The sequence below is a fragment of the Selenomonas sp. oral taxon 137 str. F0430 genome (assembly GCF_000183625.1).
GTDB classification, from domain to species: domain Bacteria; phylum Bacillota; class Negativicutes; order Selenomonadales; family Selenomonadaceae; genus Centipeda; species Centipeda artemidis.
In genome coordinates, this window is the sequence record NZ_AENV01000011.1 from 61,595 (window position 1) to 82,360 (window position 20,766).

Consider the following 20,766-nt stretch of genomic DNA (forward strand, 5'->3'; position numbering starts at 1 on the left):
CTCAACTTTCCTTAAAATCTTCTGCTGCGGTATTCATCACAGGCCGCTTGTCGCTCATCGGAGCGAGGGTTGGTTTCCCCTGTGGCTTTACGATGAAGCCTCCGAGCAGTTCCTCAAACTTACTTTTTCCAAGAAGTGCAGTCATTGCTGTAATCCCGAGCAGTTTTTGCTCATACGGCTCAAAGCCTGCTTCTTTGACGGTTTTGGCGACCGCCGTCTCATCGGTGTACTTCCGATTCGAGCGGCCTTCGACCAGTTTCCAGTCCGCCCACTGTTTTCCTTGGATTGCCCGCTGCAAGGCGTATTCCTTGATGTCGCTGACCCATGCGGCGAGCGTGTCGGCTTTTGCAAGCACCGCCTCCACCTCGGCATCCTCCAGTGTCGGCGGCATCTCGAAGTCATACCGGGCGAGTTCCAGATTGTACTCTGCCCGTTTACGGCAGGTCGCCTTGATCTTGCAGAACTGACAGTGCGCCCCTGCACTGAACTCGCCTTCTCCTGCGTGTGTCAGCTTTGCCGCAGGTACAAGCGTATCTGCCGCCCATGCCAGAAGGTTGGCTTTCGAGATGCTGAACTCTGAGATGTTGGCGAGACGAGGTTGAAAGATCACCATCCGCACATCGCCGATGTCGTACAGACCGTCGAACAACTGGACGCAGCCGAGCGCGTAGCACATCATCTGCGGATTATGGTCTGCACTGACCTCGATGCCCTTGCCGTGCTTGTAGTCCACAATGCAGACGGTCTTACCGGAGACGATGAGCGTGTCGGCTGTGCCGAAGCCATCCGGCACAAACGCCGAGAAGTCGACGCGCTGCTCCACCGAAACCATCGTGTCCTTACTCTCGGCGCGGAACTGACCGACCAGTTCCATCACGAACTGGCAGTATGCCTCGGCACATTCTTCCATCTCAGTGTCATAGGAGGCGAGATGCTTGGTCGGATCACGTGCCTTTTCGCCCAGAGCCTTGCGGAGTTTGTACTCGCAGAGCGCATGTGCGTCAGTCCCTTGGGCGGCATACTCGCTCGGCATATCGGATTTATCCGCATTGAGCCGTGCCGACGGCGGACAGGCAATCCATCGTGCGGCAGAAGATGCAGAGAGGACGGCGTGCTTACGTGCCAATGCGCTCAGCCTCCTTCAAGAGTGCCACATACTGCTCCGGTACGATGTCGCTGAGTTTGTCCGCACCGAACTTGGCAATCAGTGCCTTGACGGCGCCACTATGTCCTGCGACAGAGAGTTTCGCAAGTACGGCGCGTACCTCCTCAAGGGTCGGTGCTTCTGTCTTCTCCGTTGGCAACGGTTTCTCTCCTTCAGAACTCTGCACGAATTCCTCCAAGACATCGACCAGTCGGTGAAGAACGCCGATAAGCTCGGCTATTGCTTCATTTTCCTCCCGCATGGAGATCACTTCCTTTCGATTGACTGCGGGGATTTTCACCCTCCTATAAAGAAGAGGACACCACCGTATGTTTTGGTCACCGATTTTTACATAAAATCTTTGAGCTGTGCCTGAAGCCCGGGCATGAACTTATTCATGCGCTTGCGGACGCTTTCCTTAGATTTGAAGCCGACAGCAGCGGCAATCGCACGCTCCGACTCTCCCGCCGCCTTGCGGACGAGAATTTCATGGTCGATGGGATCGAGTTCACCGAGAGCCTCGTACAATTTGCGATTGCGCTCTCTGCAACTGACGGTCTCGGTGACATCCTCGTGAACGGGAAGCGCGGGATCGTTGACTTCCACCGCACGCTCCAAGGAGATTGTCCGATACACGGGATGTGAGCAGCCATCACAGCTGCGATTGGCGCAGCAGGGTTTTCCTTCATAGATACAGTGCTGCCCACGCTTTTCCCGCTTATCCTCCCGCCAGATCGGTCGCATGACAGCAGAGTATTGCTCGGCATCGACAGGTGTATAAATTGCCCGCTCCGACGCCTTGAGGAACTTTTCTCCGGTAGCCTTTCGCCGGACGAGTTCGTCCATGCCCGTATCCCGTAATCTTCCGTTTTCGTGGATCTGAATCAGGACGGGGACATACACGCCCAGCTTCTTACTGAGCTGAAAACGATGTCCCTGCTGTCGGAGTGCCTTGACCTCCTGCGCGGAGTAGTCTTTAATGATGCCGTTGAGCTGGATTTTCATAGTTTTGCGTTCCTTTCGTTCTTGCCGAACGGCGGGATGCAAAACTACGCACGGGCTTCTATCCGAAAATGGGCATAAAGAAGCACGGTGGGAGCATAGAGATACTGACAAGCTCGTTACCTGTCAGCATCCCTATTCGCATCCCGCCGTCCTATGGCCATCTTGGACAACAGATTGACTTACTTAGGGAAACCGAATTTGAATCTTCCTACCACCACCTTAAAAATCTTTCTCTACATAGGAGCGGACACATACATCCGATTTGGTCACCGCTTTTTGATTAGAATTTTTCCTTATAAAATCAGAAAAGCCGTGATATAATTGATACATGCACAATCGTCAAAAAATAAAGCCCCAGAGATTCAATCTCTGAGGCTCATCCTATATACAATAGTGTTGCTGTAAACAGTGAACGGCAGTCAATAGCGTCAACTGCGTTAATAGTGTCAATACTTGCAAATGAGGTATTTTTATGCTGGAAAACAAAGAATACACATTGTGCGGCGGTACCTTCTTCACCCTTCTTCTTCAGGCAAGAAAACAGAGAACCGCCGCCAGGAAAAATGCGGTTGGCGAAAAGGACGGTCTGAATGACAGTGAAGTTCTTGAAGGACTTATCCGTGTGGCTTTCCCCGACTATATTTCTCCTGCGGGACGTTCGATCCGAACCCATACTTCTTCATATAAAGCGTGCAGGCTCTCTGCCAATGAATATCTTCCATTCGATAAAGAAGAGCTCATTCACACGTTTGACCGTGAGATAAAAAAGACTTTTTCTTCCCCTCTTCAGCGCATGTGCCAATTTTCATCGTCTTTTATCGATGAGAAAAACATGGGGAGCTGGCTCGTTCGTGCCATTCTCGATACGATCAGCCGAGATCCCAGTATCACAGATGAAATATTCTACGTTGACCAAAACGGTCATCCAATGGATAAAAACCATATGTTCACGGCGCAGAACATCGACCTGCAGCCGTTCCTTCTTGGTATTTGGCATTTCATTTTATTGAACCGAGCAGATAACACCGTTGGTGCAACTACTATTGAGTCGTGGCATGATAGACCTACTGTAAAGAGAGCAAGGCGCAAGTTTAATTCAGAGGTTGGAAAGAACTGGGACAATAATGTTTCTGTCCATATAATTCAGGTCGACGGATCTGTATCAGACAATCAGAAAGATTCCATCAGATCACGTAAGGTTCTGGTCGATAAGAGGTCTAGCAATTTTGAGCTTGATTGGGCGGTTCGGAGAAAAATGCGTTCTCCCCAAGACGAATACCGTGCTTATCTTAAAAATACTCGTGAAAAATACAATAAATTGAAGACCCTTCTTTATAACGATGCACCTGTGGAGTTTTATAACTTTTACATCTGCAACAATATCGAGCAAAGGATCTATATTAAAAAGAACCGTTACCAAACGAAAATTATAGAAAACAGTACAGCACAATTACTGCACGAGTGTTCAAATTTCATCTTGATTTCCGGTACGGGCGGTCTCGGAAAATCGATGATGATGCGTCACCTTCTTTTGGATTCCATAGAGCATTTTGATGAGTTTGGGAAAATTCCTATCTTTATTCCTTTGAAGGACTACAGTGATTCCTATGACAGCTTATTGGATTACATTTTTGAAAAATTTGAGGGTCTCGGTGGATCTAAAAAACTAAACGACCTCTCAAAACTACTCTCACATGGATCGTGCTTGCTACTGTTTGATGGCTTAGATGAAATAAAATCAGACTGTAGGAAGAAGTTCGAACATGACCTTGAATTTTTTGCCGACAAGTACACCGATAACATGTTCGTCATATCCTCTCGCCCAGCCGGAGCATTTATATCCCTTCATAGATTTACCGTACTCAACCTCTGCCCATTTACTAAAGAACAGGCACTTTCACTGATTGACAAGTTGGATTTTAGACCGGACGAGCCGGCAATCAAGGCGAATTTCCGAAATGAATTAGATAACACCCTATTTCGTACACATATGGAGTTCACCGAAAATCCACTCCTTCTCACCATCATGCTTATGACGTATGAGCAATTTGCAGAGATTCCATCAAAAATGCATATTTTTTACAGAGAGGCATACATCACATTATCCCAAAAACACGATGCAAGCAAAGGAGCATACAAACGCGTCTTAAAGACAGGATTGACTGCAGATCGGTTTGCAGACTATTTTGCTGAGTTCTGCGCACGAAGCTATCGTGATGAGAAGTTTGAATTCACGGATCTTCTGTTTGATCAGTATTTTAACAGTCTGCACGAACGCACAAAAGAACAGCATAGGGTTACGGCATCAGATTTCAGAGATGACATCGTTGAAAATATGTGCCTTATGTTTTATGAGAACGGAAAGTATCATTTCACCCATCGCTCTTTCCAAGAATATTTCTGCGCCTTGTACTTTTCAAAGCAAAAAGATAAGACGTTGAAAGCAATTGGGGATTTTTTTGAAAACAAGAATCGCCGTCACTATTCAGATCAGACATTCAATATGCTGTATGACATGATCCCGGAGAAAATTGAAGAGTATATATTCTCTCCATTTTTACAATCACTCTTCGAGATGTGTGATGCTGAAAATGGTTATTGGACCTTTCTTGAGAAATTGTATCCTACGCTGTCCTACGAAAGCGGTGAAACAAACCTACTGATTGACAATGAACCAAACTCCTTTATTTACAATGCTATTATCAGAATCCAAGATATAGCTGCGACGTTGGACTTTGATGAATTACCACAAGAGGATGAATATCTTTTGGACGAATGGGTGTATCTGGATTCAGATTATAAATCCCCTGAGTTCGAATCGGGTACTCTGATAAACAAGGATGATGTACCTTGGGAATATGAGGAGTACTTCGGAGAGCCTGAGGTCATCGGAAGATATTATGAAATTGATATCGAGGCCATCCTAAGAAAGCCAGAGAAACATGAAGATACTATCCACTTACTTGAAAGTGATGATTTTCCAATAAGGGCAGAGTTTTTAGCCGTTAGAGCATATATGCAGGAACTCATTGATAAGGAGCAAACTATTGGCGACGATTTGTTTGATTTGTTTCAGTAGCTAAAACTTCGCACTCCCCCTATTCCAAGTTTCTGTTTATCACTTCAATAAGCGCACAGGCAGGAAGTTCCAATAACGTATAACAACTTGTGTAAGGGAGAAGCTAATTTTTCCTTCTCATGCCCAGCTACATAAAAAAACCGAGGGATGCAACACACCAATTATCGAGGAGGTAAAGCATCATGAAAGAAATTCAACCAGTGTCCATCTCGTCGGCCACGGACACTCCAAATATCAGCCGATTTATTTACACTACGTAATCAACAGGTGATGCTTGCCAGCGATCTTGCTATGCTCTACCAAGTGGAGACACGGGTTCTGAATCAGGCTGTGAAGCGGAATCAGAAAAGATTTCCCGAAAGATATTGCTTCCAGTTAACCAAGGAGGAGGCAAACTTGACATCACGAATTGTGATGTCAAGTTCCGCACATGGCGGGCAGCGAATCCCGCCTTACGCCTTTACCGAACAGAGCATAGCTATGCTGTCAGCAATTCTCTGCAGGAATATTTCTGTAGAACTAGTAAAGGCTACCTCAAGAAAATTTGGTTAATTGCTATTCACCAGCAAAATTTGAGATCCCAATTTGGCACCTCAAAAGGAAAGGAACTTTTATGAGTGAAAAAGCCCTTGATCAGACATCCATAGCGCCGATAGACACAAGCCACATACGGAATTTGGTATACACCGTTCGTGGCATTCAAGTCATGCTAGACTCAGATTTGGCGCGGCTTTATCAGGTAGAAACAAGGATACTGAACCGTAATGTAGCCCGCAACGCTCGTCGCTTTCCAGAGGATTTTCGCTTTCAACTCACAGAAGATGAGTTTGAAATCTTGAAATCCCAAATTGGGATTTCAAGTGACACTGTGCATGGCGGCAGACGCTATCTCCCCTATGTCTACACCGAGCAAGGGATTTCCATGCTGTCCGGGGTACTGAGAAGTGATGTCGCCATAGAGGTCAGCATCGGCATTATGCGGGCTTTTGTTGAGATGCGGCATTTCATCGCCAGCAATGCCCATCTTTTCGAGCGCATAGAGCGAATGGAGCTAAAACAACTCACCTATCAAAAAGAAGCCGATGAAAAATTCGAGCAGATATTTGATTTCATACACACTCATACAGAGTCCAACCAAAAGATATTCTTCAACGGACAAATCTACGATGCCTTTAGCTTGTTGGCGAGCTTGATTCAAAAGGCTACCAAGGACATCATTCTCATTGACGGCTATGTGGATATAGGGACGCTCAATCTGTTGGCAAAAAAACAAGCTAATGTTTCCGTGGAAATCCACACATTCAACAATACGAGATTGACGGCAGCAGATGTTGCGACCTTCAACAGCCAATATCCAGCGCTTACCATCAATCACACCAACGCCTTTCACGACCGTTTCCTTATTCTTGACCACCAAGAGGCATATCACATTGGCGCATCGCTCAAAGATGCCGGAAAGAAGTGTTTTGCCATCACGCTTTTGCAAGATGAGGCACTCCTACAGGAACTTCTGGCACATTTGTGAAATACATTCACAGTTCGGTGAGACGGCAATGCAGAAAAAACCATCGAAAGCATGAAGAAAATCAAAATAAACCGAACGGCGTGTAGCTAAAAGCTACGCGCCGTTTTTGAGTGTGAGTTCTATGCGAAATTGTTATCCATAAATCGTGCAATAATTTCCCCAAAAAATAAAAATCTGTGAGGGAACTTCTATGTACTCACCCCTACAGTCTCCTTTAGCTTTCCCCACCAATTCGTATAATTCGATGGAGTATCAAGCCGCTTCTCGTTCATCACCACATTGTATCGTTATCGACGTTACTTCGTTCATTGCCGCTACCAAAATGATACTAGAGGGAAAGGTCAGCGTTGCGTTGGCACGCGATACCGTAATCTGGCGATCCTCAATCGGTTCGCGCAGCACCTCAAGCGTCTTCTTGCTGAACTCCGGCAGCTCGTCGAGAAAGAGAACGCCGTGATGCGCGAGTGTCACCTCGCCCGGACGTGGGATGCTCCCGCCGCCGATCATCGCCACCGTCGAGGAGGTATGATGCGGACTGCGGAAGGGACGCGTCGTCACAAGCCCTGTATCCTTGCCGAGCAATCCCGAAATACTGTAGATCTTTGTGATCTCGATGGCTTCTTCCTTCGTCAGTTCGGGCAGGATCGAACTCATGCGGCGCGCAAGCATTGTCTTGCCCGAACCGGGCACGCCAACCATGAGGACATTGTGCCCTCCTGCCGCTGCAATCTCAAGCGCACGTTTCGCCTGATACTGTCCCTGAACGTCCGCAAAGTCATCGGTGAAAGCGGCATCCTTTTTCTGCTCTGTTCCTTGTGGCACAGCGGGAGTCAGCGTCTCCGTGCCTGTCAAATGACGCACAAGCTGTGCCAGATTCTCTACTGCAAAGACCTTCAGCCCGTCAATAAGGAGTGCCTCGTCTGCATTCGACGGTGCAACGTAAAACTCTGTCAGCCCATGTTCCCGCGCCGTAATCGCCATCGGGAGAATGCCGCTGATCGGACGGCAGTTCCCATCGAGGGAAAGCTCTGCCGAGAAGAGCGCGTTATGCACCGCCGTCTCCGGAACCATACCGTAGGATGCAAGGAGACCAACCGCAATCGGCAGATCAAGCCCAGAACTGTCCTTTCGCACATCGGCGGGTGCAAGATTGACCGTCACACGCTCCTGCCGCAGCTGAATGCCGGAGTTCCGAATTGCCGTCCGTACCCGCTCCTTCGACTCCTTCACCGACGTATCGGGAAGCCCGACCAGCTCAAAGCCCGGCAGCCCGGGCGACACATCCACCTCAACGTCGATAATCCGTCCATCGATCCCGAGGGTCGTCGCACCATAAGTCTTTGCAAACAACGGCCTTCCCTCCTACGTTTCAAATATAAGAAAATTATAACACAGGATAGGGGAAGATGGCTAATGATTCTTTGCAAAAGAAAGAGAGATTCCAGACGCTAGGTAGAGCGAATGGAATCTCTGCTGTGTGTTATGAACTTGGAAACCTATCCGGAAAAAGGTACACTTTGTTTTTCATGCGCTTCCCCATGAAAACACACCGAGTTACACAATCTGAACGGTTGTAGTCCCGTTTTTTTCTTTACGATATACGAATTTCTTCCTCAGACACGGATTACGTCCCCTTGTTTTCCTCTGCTGCAGGGACTTCGGGGAGGAAGTGTACTTCTACACGATGCTGTGCTTTGGCAGAAATCCATTCGGTCAGACGCGCACGCGATGCTTCGTCCAGATCGGCTTGGAGATATACGAACGCAATGTGCGTTTCACGCAGAGACGCCGCTTTATTCGCCGCCGGATCCGGGGCGTGTACACTCCCGACGGCGATGCGTGAGATTTGCGGAAATACGATACGTGCCTCACGATTCCAGTCCAATATGTAGGTGCCCTGCTTCTCGCTTTCCTCGCGGGCAGACTTGAGTGCGGTCACAGTCTGCTGTTCCTGCACGGAGGGAATGGCTCTTTTTTCAACCTCGCGGAGTCTCCGCTCAATCATCGCCTCCATCTTTTCTCGCTCTTCCACTGTCTCCGCAGAAAAGACCTCCAGTTGGAACGGTCTGAGATGTGTCTTTTCATGCAGCTTTTCCGTCAATGCCGCCAAGTCGTCCTCCGGTATTCCGGCACTCGTAAATACCGTCAGCATTTTCTTCTCGTTGTCCAACGTATAGGAGATTGCCAGACGGGGCGGTGCTTTGAAATTCTCCTCAATATAACTCTTTGCCTGCTCGTTCTCCAGATTTTCCTGCACGCTCTGATATGCAAAAAAACAGCTGGGCAATGTGACAAGTATGGCAGCGGTCAGCAAATAGCGTTTCTGTCTTGAAAATTCCACGGAGTCCCGCTCGACCTTGGAGGGGATATCTATGATTTTCAGGACGATGAATGCCGTCAGGCAAATAAAGAAACTGTTGATAAAGAACAGATAGAGCGCCCCCACGGTGTACGCCGTCACGCCCGTGGCAATGCCATACCCTGCGGTACAGAGAGGCGGCATAAGTGCCGTCGCAATCGCAACACCGGGAATGACATTCCCACCTTCTTTGCGGGTTACGCCGATGATGCCCGCGAGACCGCCAAAGACCGCGATCAAAACATCCCAGATGGTCGGCGATGTCCGTGCAAGCAGTTCCGGCGAGGGTGTATCTATGGGGGTGAGGGAAAAATAAAGCGTCGATGTGGCCACCGAAATGAACACTTGGGCGAACAGACTCCCTGCGCTGGAACGGATATATGTGCCGTCATAACGAGCAAGTCCATAGCCAATCCCAAGGATCGACCCCATCAGCGGAGAGATCAGCATCGCGCCGATAATGACTGCCGTACTGTTCATATTGAGACCGATGGAGGCAATGAAGATCGCCAGCATCAGGACACTGAGATTCGTCCCCCGAAACTGAACGCCAGCGTTGATCCGCTCTGTAATTTCCTGTATTGACGCAATGTCTCCATGCAAGTCAAAAAATTTTTTAGCTTATCCAAAATCAAACAAATCATCTCCTTCATCTCTATGGAATTTATCTTTCGCCAAGAATCATCAAACACTTGTTTTCTATTGGTTGTGACAACGTACTCATGCCGCAGAGGAGCGTCGTCCGAGTACAAGGAAAATTGATGCACCGACAATGCCCGAGATGAGCGATGCTACGATGATGCCGAGCTTTGCCGTAGAAAGATGTGCAAAATCCGGGAAAGCGAGCGATGAGATGAAGAGAGACATAGTAAAACCGATGCCGGCAAGACAGCCCGCGCCGACGATGTGACCAATGTGCAGATTGGATGGAAGAGGCAGACGAAAGACTTTATTCAGCAGGAGAACGGCTCCGCAGATACCGAGCGGCTTGCCGACAACAAGACCGAGAACGATACCAAGAGCGATCGGCTCGGCGAGTACAGAAAGACCCCCCGGCAGGACAACGCCCGCGTTGGCAAGGGCGAAAATCGGCATGATGACGTATGCCGACCACGGTTCGAGACGATGCTCGAGGACATAGAGCATGGACTGCTCAGGGTTTGCGCGATCAACGGGGATGGCAAAGGCAAGCGCAACGCCTGCGACGGTCGGATGAATGCCTGCATTGAGAAATGCGAACCACGCGATCATACCGACAACAATATAGGCGGAAGTACTGCGTCTCACGCAACGATTCAGAACGAATGCCGCCAGAAGCGCAACAATCCCCGCGAGCAGAGCAGGCAGGGAGAATGAGCTTGTATAGAAGAGCGCTATGACGAGAATTGCGCCGAGATCATCGACAATTGCAAGTGCAGTCAGAAAAATAACAACGGAAATTGGTGCGCTACGTGCAGCGATGGAGAGAATGCCGAGGGAGAATGCAATATCGGTCGCCATCGGAATGCCCCATCCGGCCATTGCTTCGGGAGAGCCGCCTGCGTTGACGGCGACATAGATAAGTGCCGGAACGACAACGCCGCCGATTGCAGCAGCGATGGGCAGAATGGTCGCCGAAAGCGACTGCAGCTCACCGAAGAAAATCTCACGCTTGATCTCCAGTCCGATAACAAAGAAAAATACCGCCATCAAACCGTCATTGACCCAGAGCAGTATTGAGAGGTCGAGATGCCACGCCGTTGGCCCATCGATCGGTACCCATGCGAGAGCTTCGGTGTAGCGCCCGGCCAGCGGACTGTTCGCGAGAGCAATAGCAATCAATGCAAAGAGCAGCAGGAGGATGCCACTGGCTGCCTCGTGACGAAAAAAAGATAAAAGGGGTGCGAAGTTATATGAGATCTGTTGTTTCATAAAGCTCCATTCCTTCCAAAACCTTGTATGATTGTAACATAACCATATGAAGTAAACACTTTCTCTTTTATTTACTCAAACTTCGCAGATGAATAATCTGCTGTAACCCTTGAAATATCTATCGTCTTGGCAAATAAAATAGCATGAGCGACATCCATTTGGTATAATTTTAAGTGTCAAACAAAAAACATCCAATGGAGGCTCATGCTATGAACAGTATAACACAAAACCACCAAGACGAGGAACTGCTTTCTAAGAAAATGCAGGTCTTTTTCCGTCGCTATCAAGTCAGTCGCATCCTCCGTACGGCAAATGCGTACAAGCTTCGCGGCGTCCCTGTCCTTAGCATCTTCCTGCTGGTTTTCCGCATGGTGTTCCAGCAGCGTTCCGTCTACACGCAGATGCATCTCCAGCGTACCGCCATGCCTTTTGGCAAGGATACGTTCTACCGCTTCATGAACTCTTGCCGAATCCACTGGCGCAGATTCACGACAGAGATTGCCGCCGCCATCATCTATGACACGCTCGCTCCCCTGACTCATGCAGATCGCATTAACGTGCTCATCCTTGACGATTCCATCTACCATCGCGCCCGCTCCAAAAAGGTGGAGCTTTTCGCCCGCCTCTACGACCATGCCAAGAAGGAGTTCTCCTATGGCTTCCGCTTACTCCTCCACAACTTCTATACTTTTAAATGTATACCTTTACCTCTCAAATTTTCTATGCAATCAGCCAGATATTCAATATTATGCTCTTTGTAAATTGGACTGCTTATAATTTCCTCTTTAAGATTATCGTACTTTTCTGCTGTCCTTCCTCTATAATTTTTATCTTTCCATTCCGCAGAAACATTATATCCTCTTTTTTCCATCTCCTCCATAACCAATACATGGTAAATAAAAAGATGATACGGGGAATATGTAAACACATAGTCCACAGTTTTATGTCTCTTTTTCCATCCATTGCCCCTCAGAGCACAACATTCCCTATGTTGTCCAAGAAGCTGATTTTTAGGCAATAAGTGGATAAGTTTTTCATGCCATAGTCTCATATTGTTCTCCTGTTAATGTTGTGGTCAAGGGTTTTTGTAAGGCAAATTGCAAGTTTAATTGTCGCAAGTTCTCGTTAAACTTTTAGCCTATAAATTACAATATCAATTCTGCCATCGTCTTTTTTTGAATCTACCGCCAAATCTGTTTGCCCACTTGGATTATCATCACATTTTGTAGAATATTCTTTTTTCACAAAAACACCGTTTGTATATTCTTCTAGTTTTCCTTTCTCTTTTATCCCTACTATATATTCTAAAAACACATACAGAAAAATAGCCCCCTATCCATGTTGCCCTCTGGGATTAAGCAAGTCAGCTAACATTCTGCACATAATATCTTCTTTATCAGAAATTTCAAGCACAGAAAAAATATTGTATTCATCAACCTCTTTGGGGGGGAGCAACTATAGAACAAGCCGACTGCAAAAGCTCATTAATTTGTGGGGAATAAATTATCTCCTCATTCACTATATATGTCTCCATAATTGATAGAATATCGTCGATACTTATCCTCCGCAATTTTAGCCATTTCGTCGTAAACGTAAATTTCAAGTGAAAGGATTCTCTGATCTATTACTATCATAATCCTTCGCATGGACATATTGTGGGATGGATAAAATTATTTGCAAATCATCAAAGAACTTTCAATATGATCAAATTATAACATAAAGCAAGTCATGTTCCTAATAATTCTTTGCACAAAAAAGAGTATCCAACCCCCAACTATGGATAAATGAATTCTCTCTTTTTTTCTTAGGGAATCGCTGATAAAATGAAGTCCGTCAGATTGGCGTAGATTTTTTCGTCCGAACAAGGAGGCAAACCGGACGCATAGCCAAAGCTATGTGGAGGATTTGCCGACGCAGTGCGGGCAAAAAAGATGCGTCAAGATGGCGTGGCTGAATTTATCAGTGCTTCCCTTATCGTACGAGAGTAGAAAAAGGGCAGGACACACGATGGCAGCTTCATCCTATCACTCCTTGCGCTCCTCAAAAAGTCCCGCCGCATTCGGTTGTCTCCGAATGCAGCGGGACTTTTTTGTGTATGAGCTTATCTCCCCTGCACGTCTCTCACATAGACGTAGCGGCAAAGAAGGGCTGCAGCGCCGGCAATCGCCGCGCCGATGTAGCCGATGTGAGCGAGGTGGCCGTCCCCCGCCGCGAGCCCGCCGATGTATGTTCCGCTGCCGATGCCGAGGTTGAAGATGCCCGAGTAGATCGACGTCGCAACGGTCGATGCGTCGCGCGGGACAGTGGCGAGAACCTCTGCCTGGAACATCGTGTTGTAGAGTGTTGCGAGCATCCCGAGCAGCATCGTGAGTACGATCATCGTGCCGACGGAGATGGATGCTGCCTGCCAGAGGAAGAGCATGGCCGCGACTCCAACGAGACACCAGCGCAGCAGGAAAAAGCGACGCCTTCCATACATCCTGGAGAAAACGAGGCTCGCGGCGATGCCGCTGACGCCGAGCAGCATGAGTGCCGTCGTAATCAGATCAGGCGAGAACGCCGCGACACTGTGCAGGAACGGTTCGATGTAGCTGTACATCGTGAAGTACGCCGTTGCAAAGAGTGCCGTCATGATGTAAATGCACGCAAGCGCAGGCTGGCGGACGAGCGACGGCAGTTCGCCGATGGTGAAGCCCTCTCCCGGTGCCCGTTTCGGCAGGAGAAGTGCGAGATAGACAAACGCAATGACGGCAACCAGGGCGAGCAGCAGGAACGTCATGCGCCATCCTGCCGCGAGGCCGATCACACGCCCGAGCGGAAGCCCGACAATCGTCGCGACGGAGCTGCCCGTCACAATCATGCTGAGTGCTGTTGGCCGATGCTCGCGCGTCACGAGACACGTCGCAAGAGGTGCGGCAATCGACCAGAAAATCGAATGCGCACAGGCGACGATGATGCGTGCGCCGAGCAGCATATCATAGCTCGTCGCGAGTCCCGAGACGAGCTGCCCGATGCCAAAGAGCGCGACCATGAGGAGCAGAAGCCGCTTCAGCTCCATACGGCAGGTCAGCAGCATGAGCGGCAGTGAGAGCAGAGCAACCACCCACGCATAGATCGTGATCATCTGCCCCGTCGCTGCTTCCGTCATGGAGAACGACTCCGAGATATCGATGAGCAGGGCGATCGGTATGAACTCGGATGTGTTAAAGATAAATGCCGCAATCGTAATGCCGAACAGCGCCATATATTGACGCATTGGAATCTTCATGAGAGCACCCCTATCCGTGTAGAATTCTTTCCATTATAGAAAAAAAGCGGGAGGAATACAAGAAGAAGTGCAGTCGGAAAATTCGTTCTATAGCAGCTCGTGTATTATGCCGCCTCGTTCTCCTCGACTAAGTCCAACTCGTGTAGGAAGGAGGCCTCCATCAGATGCACGATGCGGTCGGGGAGTTTGTACTGGATGCCGCCGCCCAGGCGACCAAACCACGGTGCGATCTTCCCTTTCTGCACACCGTCAATGCTGCGGTCGACACAGTAGACGTGGAAATCGCCCTCGCTGGTCGTGCTCGGCAACGATCGTTGCTCGAAGGTTATGCCGTCGGGCGAGACATAGCGTCCTGTCGGCTTCCCGTAGCGCGTCAGCACGTCGCCTGCGGGCAGTGTGATGGTCACGATCACGCCGACAGCGCCGTCGTTGCTCGGGTAGATCGGGCGGCCGTCATCGCCATAGAAACGTGCCTCACCCTTCTTGCCCGGGGTATAGGCGACACCCTGCTCTGCCGCAAGCTCTGCGATGAATGCATCCGTCGGTGGGGCGAAGTTGTAGTACATCTGCCAGTAGCGCGGCTCTGTCTGTGCCTCCTGCGCCGCAGCGACGGGCGTGCCGAGGGAGGGCGATGCGTCCTGTGCGTTCGGTACACCGAGAACGGCAGCCAGAGCGAAGAGTGCGGCAGCAATGAGGCGGATGGGGAATCTGGTTGTCATGGGAATGCTCCTTTCCGAAATATCAAATGATTCGATATTTACATCATATTATATCAATAAAAATTTTGTCAAGCTGTCATTTACTACAGTGCGCTCCGTCGCATTTTCGTCTATAATAGAGAGAAGAGAGCACAAATTGTTTTTAGGGAATCGCTGATACAACAGCCTCTCAGATTGGCGTAGATTTTTCGTCCGAACAACGAGGAAAACCGGACGCAGAGCAGAGCTCTGTGGAGGATGTTCCGCCGAAGTGTGGGCAAAAAAGATGCGGCAAGAGACACAAGCTGAATTGATCAGTGCTTCCTTAATGGTTTGTACCGAAAGCTCTTTTATATATCCATTTAAGTGCACACATATATTCTTCTTGACATATTGCTGAATCGACTCAGACAAAACAATCGGCACTCTCTCATTCCCGTGGCTTTTAGATGAGACCTCAACGACATCATCATAATTCGTTGTATAGATCCGTTTCCACGGGACGGATAAAATAACATTATGATAGTCCTCAACACAGGAAACGCAAAACAAGTCTTGCAGATCGTGAATCAGATTCTGTTTTCGCCTCTCTTTTTCAGAGCAAGATGCCGCCTGATCTATATAATATTGGGTAATATCCGCCAGATTATACCTTACATACTCCTCATCGCTCAGCTCTTCACATTTTTTCGCAAAGTAACGTTTCAGTTCCTCGCCGGTCAAAAACTTTTCTCCGCGCTTATTAACAGCACCGACCGAAAAACCAGAGCCCAAAAACAATACGCTGTTACCATCCAATACTAAATCAATAACCTCATCCAATGGCATAAATACTCTCCTTATAAAGTTTCTGCAATCAATCTCACAACCCCGTTACACATCTGCTACAAGTCACCGCCCCTTCGGACGCTACGTTGTAAAGCGATATTCGCCCACCATTTGCCCATCTCCCCCTCTGACTCCGCAGCCACATATCATATATCGCATAAAACAGTGCCATGATCGGTAAAACAATCAAATTCAAAATGATTGACATATCCACACTCCATTCCATCACAAAAGTAATTTCCCGTAATATGACTCCATTGCCGCAACCACTTAAACGGTCGTTCCCTTGTGAGAAATTTGTCAACTGTTCTTGACAATATCAGGCATAGGATACATTTCAGCCGACCTCAATCAATTTTTATGCACACACAAAAAATTAGAAGTAAGTCTTAAAAAGCTCGAACGCCCATCGAATCCGTTTCCCATCCATGTGCGGTATGATCTCACTGTAACGGGAAGAGATCATGGTCTGCCGACAAAAAGGATGTGATTCATATGATGACAACGAACATGATGAAGAGAACCGCGATTGCCGCCCTAATCGGTGCCATGAGCTATGGCGTGGCGGGCGTTGCCGAGGTCTCCGCAAGTGCGCCCCGCGCAGATCAGCGCGTGACACCCGCGGCATTCGAGCGTCTTGACGGGCGTGCGGATGTGCAGCAGCTCGCATGGGGGGAAAACGCAAGTCCCGCAAAGGCGGCAAGAAGTATTCACAGGGCAGCGTCAATACAGCGATTATTGCCGGTGCCGTCATTGGCGCGATCATCGCAAAGAATACGTGAGAATCTCCTGCCGCGCAGCGTCCTTTCCGATGGAGAGGACGCTTTTCTTGTGCATATATGATATAATGATCGTGATTACATGGATATGGAGGAACCGATCATGCACAAGGCAATCGTTGTCGTGGATATGCAGAATGACTTTATTGACGGGGCGCTCGGAACACCTGAGGCACAGGAGATGCTGCCGCGCCTCGTGGCGAAGCTCACAGGAGAGCAGGGGACAGCATTCATTTTCACCATGGACACGCACGGCGCAGACTACCTCGCGACCCAGGAGGGGCAGAAGCTACCTGTCGAACACTGCATCCGTGGCACGGTGGGCTGGCAGATCGCGGAGCCATTGCAGCCGTTTGTCCGAGAGGCGGCAGCCGTCGTCGAAAAACCCACCTTCGGTGCAACGAACCTCCCTGCCATCCTCACGGACTACGACGAAATCGAGTTCGTTGGTCTGTGCACCGACATCTGCGTCATCTCCAACGCCCTCATCGCGAAGGCGTTTCATCCCGAGAAACGCATCAGCGTCGATGCCTCCTGCTGTGCGGGCGTCACCCCCGAGAGCCACAGGAACGCTCTCGCCGCGATGCGGATGTGTCAGGTGGAGGTGCACTGAGTGAGATTTTTGAAGGGACTTTTGCACGAAGTTTTTATCTGTGTGCAATAGTCCCTTCTGTTTTATTTCAGAATTTATGTTATAATAGGTTGAAAATTTTGATATAGGGATCACTGATAAAATGAAGTCCGTCAAGATGGCGCGGCTGAATTTATCAGTGCTTCCTTAGCTCTGAAATCTGTACTATTTATAAATCAAAATTTTCTCATAAAAAGCATGCCATAAAATGAGTTATCCTCCCACGCCAATCTCAATCCCGCCCTTGAAAACAACAACAATCTGCCCGTCCTCCTCCACACAGATGTGATCGAGCAGTCCGCCCCATAAATCTTCATCAAACTCGACCTGCTCCCCATTGATGCCACAGATCATCCGTATCATTCCATCCAAGGTCTTTCTCTTACTCTCCCTCTCGGCAATTCGCTCGTCCAACCTCGCTATATGTCCCTGCTTTTCCAGATAGCGTGCGCGAATCTCATTCTCCTGTTTCAGATACGCTGTCTGATCCTGTGCCACCCTTGCATTCTCACGAATCAGTGTTTCAAGCCGTTCTGCCAAAACGCCAAGTTCCTGCTCTGCTCTATCGTGTTCCTCGATCATCTCTTCCGTCCGGCAAATGTCGTCAATCAATGACCGAAGTTCCCCAATCACGTTCTCTTTGACTTCCACCAAAGAGTTCAGAGCCTTGACGAAAATTCGTTTGATCTCCTCCTCCGTCAAGTGCCTCGTGCCGCACGGCTTTCCCTTGTGGGCATATTTCTTGTTGCAGCGGTAGATGACCCTACGGTACTTATCCGTGGAGTGCCAGACCTTTGCCCCGTACCAACCGCCGCAGCATCCGCATTTGATTTTGTTCGCGAAGATGCTCACACCGCTGTGCTTGCCATTCTGCTCTCTACGCTTTATCTCCGATTGCACAAAGTCGAACAAGTCCGGCGGGATAATCGCCTCGTGATGTTCTTCCACATAGTACTGTGGAATCTCACCTGTATTCTTCCGTCTCGTCTTATCGAGAAAGTCCGCCGTATACTCTTTCTGGATCAGCGCATCACCGCGATACTTCTCATTTGTAAGGATGGAGCGCACGGTGGAAATATACCACTTATCCTTTCCCGACGGGGATTTGATGCCCCGCTTCTCCAACTCCTTGGTGATGGCATAGAAGGATCGCCCGCCGAGGAAGAGTTTGTAGATGAGCTTCACCACTTTCGCCTGTTCCTCGTTGATTTTGAAATCCTTGTCATAGCCGAGGAATGCACTGTAGCCCACACTGGTCTTGCCCTCAGCGAACTGCTTGCGCTTGCCCCATGTGGTGTTCTCCGAGATGCTGCGGCTTTCCTCCTGAGCTAGGCTGGACATAATCGTTATAAGGAGTTCTCCGCGCGTGTCGAACGTCCAAATGTTCTCTTTTTCAAAGTAAATCTCTACACCGTTTTCCTTGAGTTTTCGGACATTCTGCAGCGAATCTACTGTGTTTCTTGCAAAACGGCTGACGGATTTTGTGATGATAAGATCAATCTTGCCTGCAAGGGCATCCTCGATCATCTGGTTGAAGCCGTCACGCTTCTTTGTGTTGGTGCCGCTGATTCCCTCGTCCGAATACATGCCGACGAAATCCCAGTCTGCGCGGCTCTCAATGTAGTTCTTGTAATGCGCCATCTGCATTTCGTAACTGGAAGCCTGTTCTTCATGATCGGTCGAAACTCTGGCATATCCTGCCGTTCTGCGCCGTCTTGGTTCTGCCGTAACCTCAGAGCGAAAGATTTTAGGACTGGCAGTGATGACCCTCACTGTCTTTGCCATCGGTATGCGCCTCCTTCTTTCAAATGGAAAAGCACTGTATCATCGGATATGGTGATCCGCTCGACGTTCTGCACAATCTTGCCCTCGTAGCCATTGCCAGAGAAGGATGCCGCAGCTTCCCTCATCTCGGATTCGGGCAATCTCCTCAGTTGGCATTTTGTGCGCGGCTGACTGCAAGACCACACCTTTGTCCCCTTCGTCCAAGTGTCACGCTCACACTTGCTGCCGCAGGAGGCACAGTAAACTTTGTTGGTGAAGGGATTGCTGCCGCGCTGCCCTGTGTAGATTCGGGCAATCTTTTTTATGCGCCCGTTGACGAGATGGAAGTCGATTCGATCACCATGAATGACAATCTTGGACACCTTGCGTCTGAGTTCAGCGGTATCGAAATCATCCTTCTCCATGACGGCTCTGACCGCAGCAACAAGCTCCTCCTCCTTGATTGGACGGCTGTCACAAGCAGTGCTGCCTTTCCGCTCCCTTGTGTTACATCCCCACCGTTTGTACTTCCCGGCGGTTCTTCTGCTGAAGCCGCCTCCGCAGCACCCGCATTTCACCATGCCGGAAAACGGCATCAACACAGGATTCCGATTGCCAGACTGCGCGGCTCTCCGTTTCCGTATCTCCTGCGCCTTATCGAAATCATCCTTGCTCACGAGCGGCTCGAACACGCCATCCACCAGATACATGGGCAGCTCACCTTTATTCCGCTTGCGGATATGCCCCTCGCTGATGTAGTTTTTCTGCAGTGCCATTGTTCCAGTGTAGGAGATGTTGGAGAGAATATCCTTTACTGTGGTCTGCTCGATTGGTCTCCCCTGCCATCCCATGATTCCGTGTCCCGCGAGTGTCTTTGCGATGAAATAGGCAGATTCTCCTGCAAGGTATCTACGGAAAATCTCCTTGACGATCTTGCCCTCGGCAGGAACAATGCGGAACATCTCTCCGTCCCATCGGTAGCCGTAAGGTGCTTTATTCCCGTTCGGAATCCCCTCGGCGAATCGTCGCCGCACGCCCCACCGAATGTTGTCGCCGATACTCCTGCTCTCTTCCTGTGCAAAAGATGCGAGCAGCGTCAAGAGGAGTTCTCCGTCTTCGGATGTGGAATCAATGTTCTCGCGCTCGAAACGAACGGCAATCCCCTTCTCTTTCAACTGTCGAACGGTATGAAGGCAATCCACGGTGTCACGGGCAAAACGGCTGATGCTTTTGACGAGCACCAAATCAATCTTCCCGGCGTTGCAGTCCGCGATCAGCCGTTTGAACTCCGTCCGATGCGCGGTACTTGTGCCTGTGATACCTTCGTCCGCATACACGCCTGCGTATTCCCATGCGGGATTTTTCTGGATGAGACTGCTGTAGTAACTGACCTGCGCCGCAAGGGAGTGGTGAAGCGTATCCACAGAGACGCGGGCATAGGCAGCCACACGCAGCTTTTTCTGCAATGTCTGAGTTTGTTGGACTCTTCGTATCTTCATGGTGCTCACTCCTTTCCACTCCCATATTCCCGTACTATCCGCACGATAGCAAGTCAATATCTGAAAATAGAAGTCCAATGACGGGACGATATTTTTCGCACATCTTCGCTTCAAAGGCAAGATACTCGTCTTCTGACAAAAGCCCGCTCCGCAGCATTTTCCATGAAGCACGCGTCACCATCTGATACGTCATTTCCCGAAGCCCTTCTTCCTTGCTCATTTCAACATCTCCCTTCATGAAGCAGCAGACAAAAACGGCACTTTTGGTCACCCAAG

General features: G+C 49.2%; 21 protein-coding genes. 5 read left to right on the forward strand and 16 right to left on the reverse strand.

What is annotated here, in order from left to right:
• Position 1: 1 nt before the first annotated feature.
• The 3 genes from HMPREF9162_RS08700 to HMPREF9162_RS08710 all read right to left on the reverse strand — a co-directional run bounded on the left by HMPREF9162_RS08700 (position 2) and on the right by HMPREF9162_RS08710 (position 2,149).
• Entirely contained in the window at positions 2–1,126 is a 1,125-nt protein-coding gene (locus HMPREF9162_RS08700) for a DUF2800 domain-containing protein (protein WP_009439059.1), read from the reverse strand.
• Positions 1,116–1,406 (reverse strand): hypothetical protein, encoded by a 291-nt coding sequence (locus HMPREF9162_RS08705; protein WP_009439007.1) that lies wholly within the window; start codon positions 1,404–1,406, stop codon positions 1,116–1,118. The genes HMPREF9162_RS08700 and HMPREF9162_RS08705 overlap by 11 nt, the downstream gene beginning before the upstream one ends.
• Before the next feature lie 86 nt (positions 1,407–1,492).
• A complete protein-coding gene (locus HMPREF9162_RS08710) occupies positions 1,493–2,149 on the reverse strand; it encodes a hypothetical protein (RefSeq protein ID WP_009439043.1) in 657 nt (218 codons plus the stop codon).
• A gap of 472 nt (positions 2,150–2,621) precedes the next feature.
• Here HMPREF9162_RS08710 and HMPREF9162_RS08715 point away from each other — a divergent pair, with 472 nt between their 5' ends.
• The 3 genes from HMPREF9162_RS08715 (at position 2,622) to HMPREF9162_RS08720 (ending at position 6,753) form a co-directional block, all read left to right on the forward strand.
• Positions 2,622–5,228 (forward strand): NACHT domain-containing NTPase, encoded by a 2,607-nt coding sequence (locus HMPREF9162_RS08715; RefSeq protein WP_009439030.1) that lies wholly within the window; start codon positions 2,622–2,624, stop codon positions 5,226–5,228.
• A gap of 291 nt (positions 5,229–5,519) precedes the next feature.
• Complete coding sequence (locus tag HMPREF9162_RS12025; RefSeq protein WP_254655382.1) at positions 5,520–5,780, forward strand: ORF6N domain-containing protein; 261 nt, start codon at positions 5,520–5,522, stop codon at positions 5,778–5,780.
• A 61-nt stretch (positions 5,781–5,841) separates the two neighbouring features.
• Entirely contained in the window at positions 5,842–6,753 is a 912-nt protein-coding gene (locus HMPREF9162_RS08720) for an ORF6N domain-containing protein (RefSeq protein ID WP_037350507.1), read from the forward strand.
• 252 nt (positions 6,754–7,005) lie between these two features.
• Here HMPREF9162_RS08720 and HMPREF9162_RS08725 read toward each other — a convergent pair whose 3' ends face one another.
• The 10 genes from HMPREF9162_RS08725 to HMPREF9162_RS12510 form a co-directional block, all read right to left on the reverse strand.
• Positions 7,006–8,103 (reverse strand): YifB family Mg chelatase-like AAA ATPase, encoded by a 1,098-nt coding sequence (locus tag HMPREF9162_RS08725; RefSeq protein ID WP_009439013.1) that lies wholly within the window; start codon positions 8,101–8,103, stop codon positions 7,006–7,008.
• Between the two features lie 274 nt (positions 8,104–8,377).
• The gene (locus HMPREF9162_RS08730; RefSeq protein ID WP_009439090.1) at positions 8,378–9,715 is read right to left on the reverse strand and encodes a DUF389 domain-containing protein; all 1,338 of its coding nucleotides are present in this window, start codon (positions 9,713–9,715) and stop codon (positions 8,378–8,380) included.
• A 117-nt stretch (positions 9,716–9,832) separates the two neighbouring features.
• Positions 9,833–11,023, reverse strand: a complete 1,191-nt coding sequence (gene nhaA, locus HMPREF9162_RS08735) for a Na+/H+ antiporter NhaA (protein WP_009439081.1) — start codon at positions 11,021–11,023, stop codon at positions 9,833–9,835.
• A gap of 176 nt (positions 11,024–11,199) precedes the next feature.
• The gene (locus HMPREF9162_RS12375) at positions 11,200–11,658 is read right to left on the reverse strand and encodes a hypothetical protein (RefSeq protein WP_139057092.1); all 459 of its coding nucleotides are present in this window, start codon (positions 11,656–11,658) and stop codon (positions 11,200–11,202) included.
• Positions 11,659–11,705: 47 nt separating this feature from the next.
• Entirely contained in the window at positions 11,706–12,074 is a 369-nt protein-coding gene (locus HMPREF9162_RS12030) for a TIGR02328 family protein (RefSeq protein WP_009349417.1), read from the reverse strand.
• 74 nt (positions 12,075–12,148) lie between these two features.
• A complete protein-coding gene (locus HMPREF9162_RS12380; protein ID WP_009439095.1) occupies positions 12,149–12,337 on the reverse strand; it encodes a hypothetical protein in 189 nt (62 codons plus the stop codon).
• An 18-nt stretch (positions 12,338–12,355) separates the two neighbouring features.
• The gene (locus HMPREF9162_RS12960) at positions 12,356–12,478 is read right to left on the reverse strand and encodes a PD-(D/E)XK nuclease family protein (RefSeq protein WP_083801394.1); all 123 of its coding nucleotides are present in this window, start codon (positions 12,476–12,478) and stop codon (positions 12,356–12,358) included.
• Positions 12,479–13,124: 646 nt separating this feature from the next.
• Entirely contained in the window at positions 13,125–14,291 is a 1,167-nt protein-coding gene (locus HMPREF9162_RS08750; protein ID WP_009439053.1) for an MFS transporter, read from the reverse strand.
• 104 nt (positions 14,292–14,395) lie between these two features.
• Positions 14,396–15,010, reverse strand: coding sequence for a TNT domain-containing protein (locus tag HMPREF9162_RS08755; RefSeq protein WP_009439020.1), 615 nt, complete (start codon positions 15,008–15,010; stop codon positions 14,396–14,398).
• 48 nt (positions 15,011–15,058) lie between these two features.
• Positions 15,059–15,817 (reverse strand): hypothetical protein, encoded by a 759-nt coding sequence (locus tag HMPREF9162_RS12510; protein WP_009439033.1) that lies wholly within the window; start codon positions 15,815–15,817, stop codon positions 15,059–15,061.
• A 510-nt stretch (positions 15,818–16,327) separates the two neighbouring features.
• Here HMPREF9162_RS12510 and HMPREF9162_RS08765 point away from each other — a divergent pair.
• Both HMPREF9162_RS08765 and HMPREF9162_RS08770 read left to right on the forward strand, forming a co-directional pair.
• Positions 16,328–16,660 (forward strand): hypothetical protein, encoded by a 333-nt coding sequence (locus tag HMPREF9162_RS08765; protein ID WP_254655380.1) that lies wholly within the window; start codon positions 16,328–16,330, stop codon positions 16,658–16,660.
• 39 nt (positions 16,661–16,699) lie between these two features.
• A complete protein-coding gene (locus HMPREF9162_RS08770) occupies positions 16,700–17,209 on the forward strand; it encodes a cysteine hydrolase family protein (RefSeq protein ID WP_037350512.1) in 510 nt (169 codons plus the stop codon).
• Positions 17,210–17,440: 231 nt separating this feature from the next.
• Here the strand turns inward: HMPREF9162_RS08770 and HMPREF9162_RS08775 are convergent, their stop codons facing one another.
• From HMPREF9162_RS08775 to HMPREF9162_RS08785, 3 genes are read right to left on the reverse strand one after another with little or no spacing between them, the layout of a single operon-like run.
• On the reverse strand, positions 17,441–19,012 hold the full coding sequence (locus HMPREF9162_RS08775) for a recombinase family protein (RefSeq protein ID WP_009439074.1): 1,572 nt from the start codon (positions 19,010–19,012) through the stop codon (positions 17,441–17,443).
• On the reverse strand, positions 18,997–20,490 hold the full coding sequence (locus HMPREF9162_RS08780; protein WP_037350515.1) for a recombinase family protein: 1,494 nt from the start codon (positions 20,488–20,490) through the stop codon (positions 18,997–18,999). Before HMPREF9162_RS08780 ends, HMPREF9162_RS08775 begins: the two co-directional genes overlap by 16 nt.
• Positions 20,491–20,524: 34 nt before the next feature.
• Entirely contained in the window at positions 20,525–20,710 is a 186-nt protein-coding gene (locus HMPREF9162_RS08785) for an SHOCT domain-containing protein (RefSeq protein ID WP_009439068.1), read from the reverse strand.
• Between the last annotated feature and the right edge of the window lie 56 nt (positions 20,711–20,766).

What these genes read in the sequence shown, in the direction of transcription:
- HMPREF9162_RS08705 (WP_009439007.1), bottom strand. Translation starts at nt 1,406, where the DNA reads ATGCGGGAGGAAAATGAAGCAATAGCCGAGCTTATCGGCGTTCTTCAC.
- HMPREF9162_RS08710 (WP_009439043.1), bottom strand. Translation starts at nt 2,149, where the DNA reads ATGAAAATCCAGCTCAACGGCATCATTAAAGACTACTCCGCGCAGGAG.
- HMPREF9162_RS08715 (WP_009439030.1), top strand. Translation starts at nt 2,622, where the DNA reads ATGCTGGAAAACAAAGAATACACATTGTGCGGCGGTACCTTCTTCACC.
- HMPREF9162_RS12025 (WP_254655382.1), top strand. Translation starts at nt 5,520, where the DNA reads ATGCTCTACCAAGTGGAGACACGGGTTCTGAATCAGGCTGTGAAGCGG.
- HMPREF9162_RS08720 (WP_037350507.1), top strand. Translation starts at nt 5,842, where the DNA reads ATGAGTGAAAAAGCCCTTGATCAGACATCCATAGCGCCGATAGACACA.
- nhaA (WP_009439081.1), bottom strand. Translation starts at nt 11,023, where the DNA reads ATGAAACAACAGATCTCATATAACTTCGCACCCCTTTTATCTTTTTTT.
- HMPREF9162_RS12375 (WP_139057092.1), bottom strand. Translation starts at nt 11,658, where the DNA reads ATGGTCGTAGAGGCGGGCGAAAAGCTCCACCTTTTTGGAGCGGGCGCG.
- HMPREF9162_RS12030 (WP_009349417.1), bottom strand. Translation starts at nt 12,074, where the DNA reads ATGAGACTATGGCATGAAAAACTTATCCACTTATTGCCTAAAAATCAG.
- HMPREF9162_RS08750 (WP_009439053.1), bottom strand. Translation starts at nt 14,291, where the DNA reads ATGAAGATTCCAATGCGTCAATATATGGCGCTGTTCGGCATTACGATT.
- HMPREF9162_RS08755 (WP_009439020.1), bottom strand. Translation starts at nt 15,010, where the DNA reads ATGACAACCAGATTCCCCATCCGCCTCATTGCTGCCGCACTCTTCGCT.
- HMPREF9162_RS12510 (WP_009439033.1), bottom strand. Translation starts at nt 15,817, where the DNA reads ATGCCATTGGATGAGGTTATTGATTTAGTATTGGATGGTAACAGCGTA.
- HMPREF9162_RS08765 (WP_254655380.1), top strand. Translation starts at nt 16,328, where the DNA reads ATGATGAAGAGAACCGCGATTGCCGCCCTAATCGGTGCCATGAGCTAT.
- HMPREF9162_RS08770 (WP_037350512.1), top strand. Translation starts at nt 16,700, where the DNA reads ATGCACAAGGCAATCGTTGTCGTGGATATGCAGAATGACTTTATTGAC.
- HMPREF9162_RS08775 (WP_009439074.1), bottom strand. Translation starts at nt 19,012, where the DNA reads ATGGCAAAGACAGTGAGGGTCATCACTGCCAGTCCTAAAATCTTTCGC.
- HMPREF9162_RS08780 (WP_037350515.1), bottom strand. Translation starts at nt 20,490, where the DNA reads ATGAAGATACGAAGAGTCCAACAAACTCAGACATTGCAGAAAAAGCTG.
- HMPREF9162_RS08785 (WP_009439068.1), bottom strand. Translation starts at nt 20,710, where the DNA reads ATGAGCAAGGAAGAAGGGCTTCGGGAAATGACGTATCAGATGGTGACG.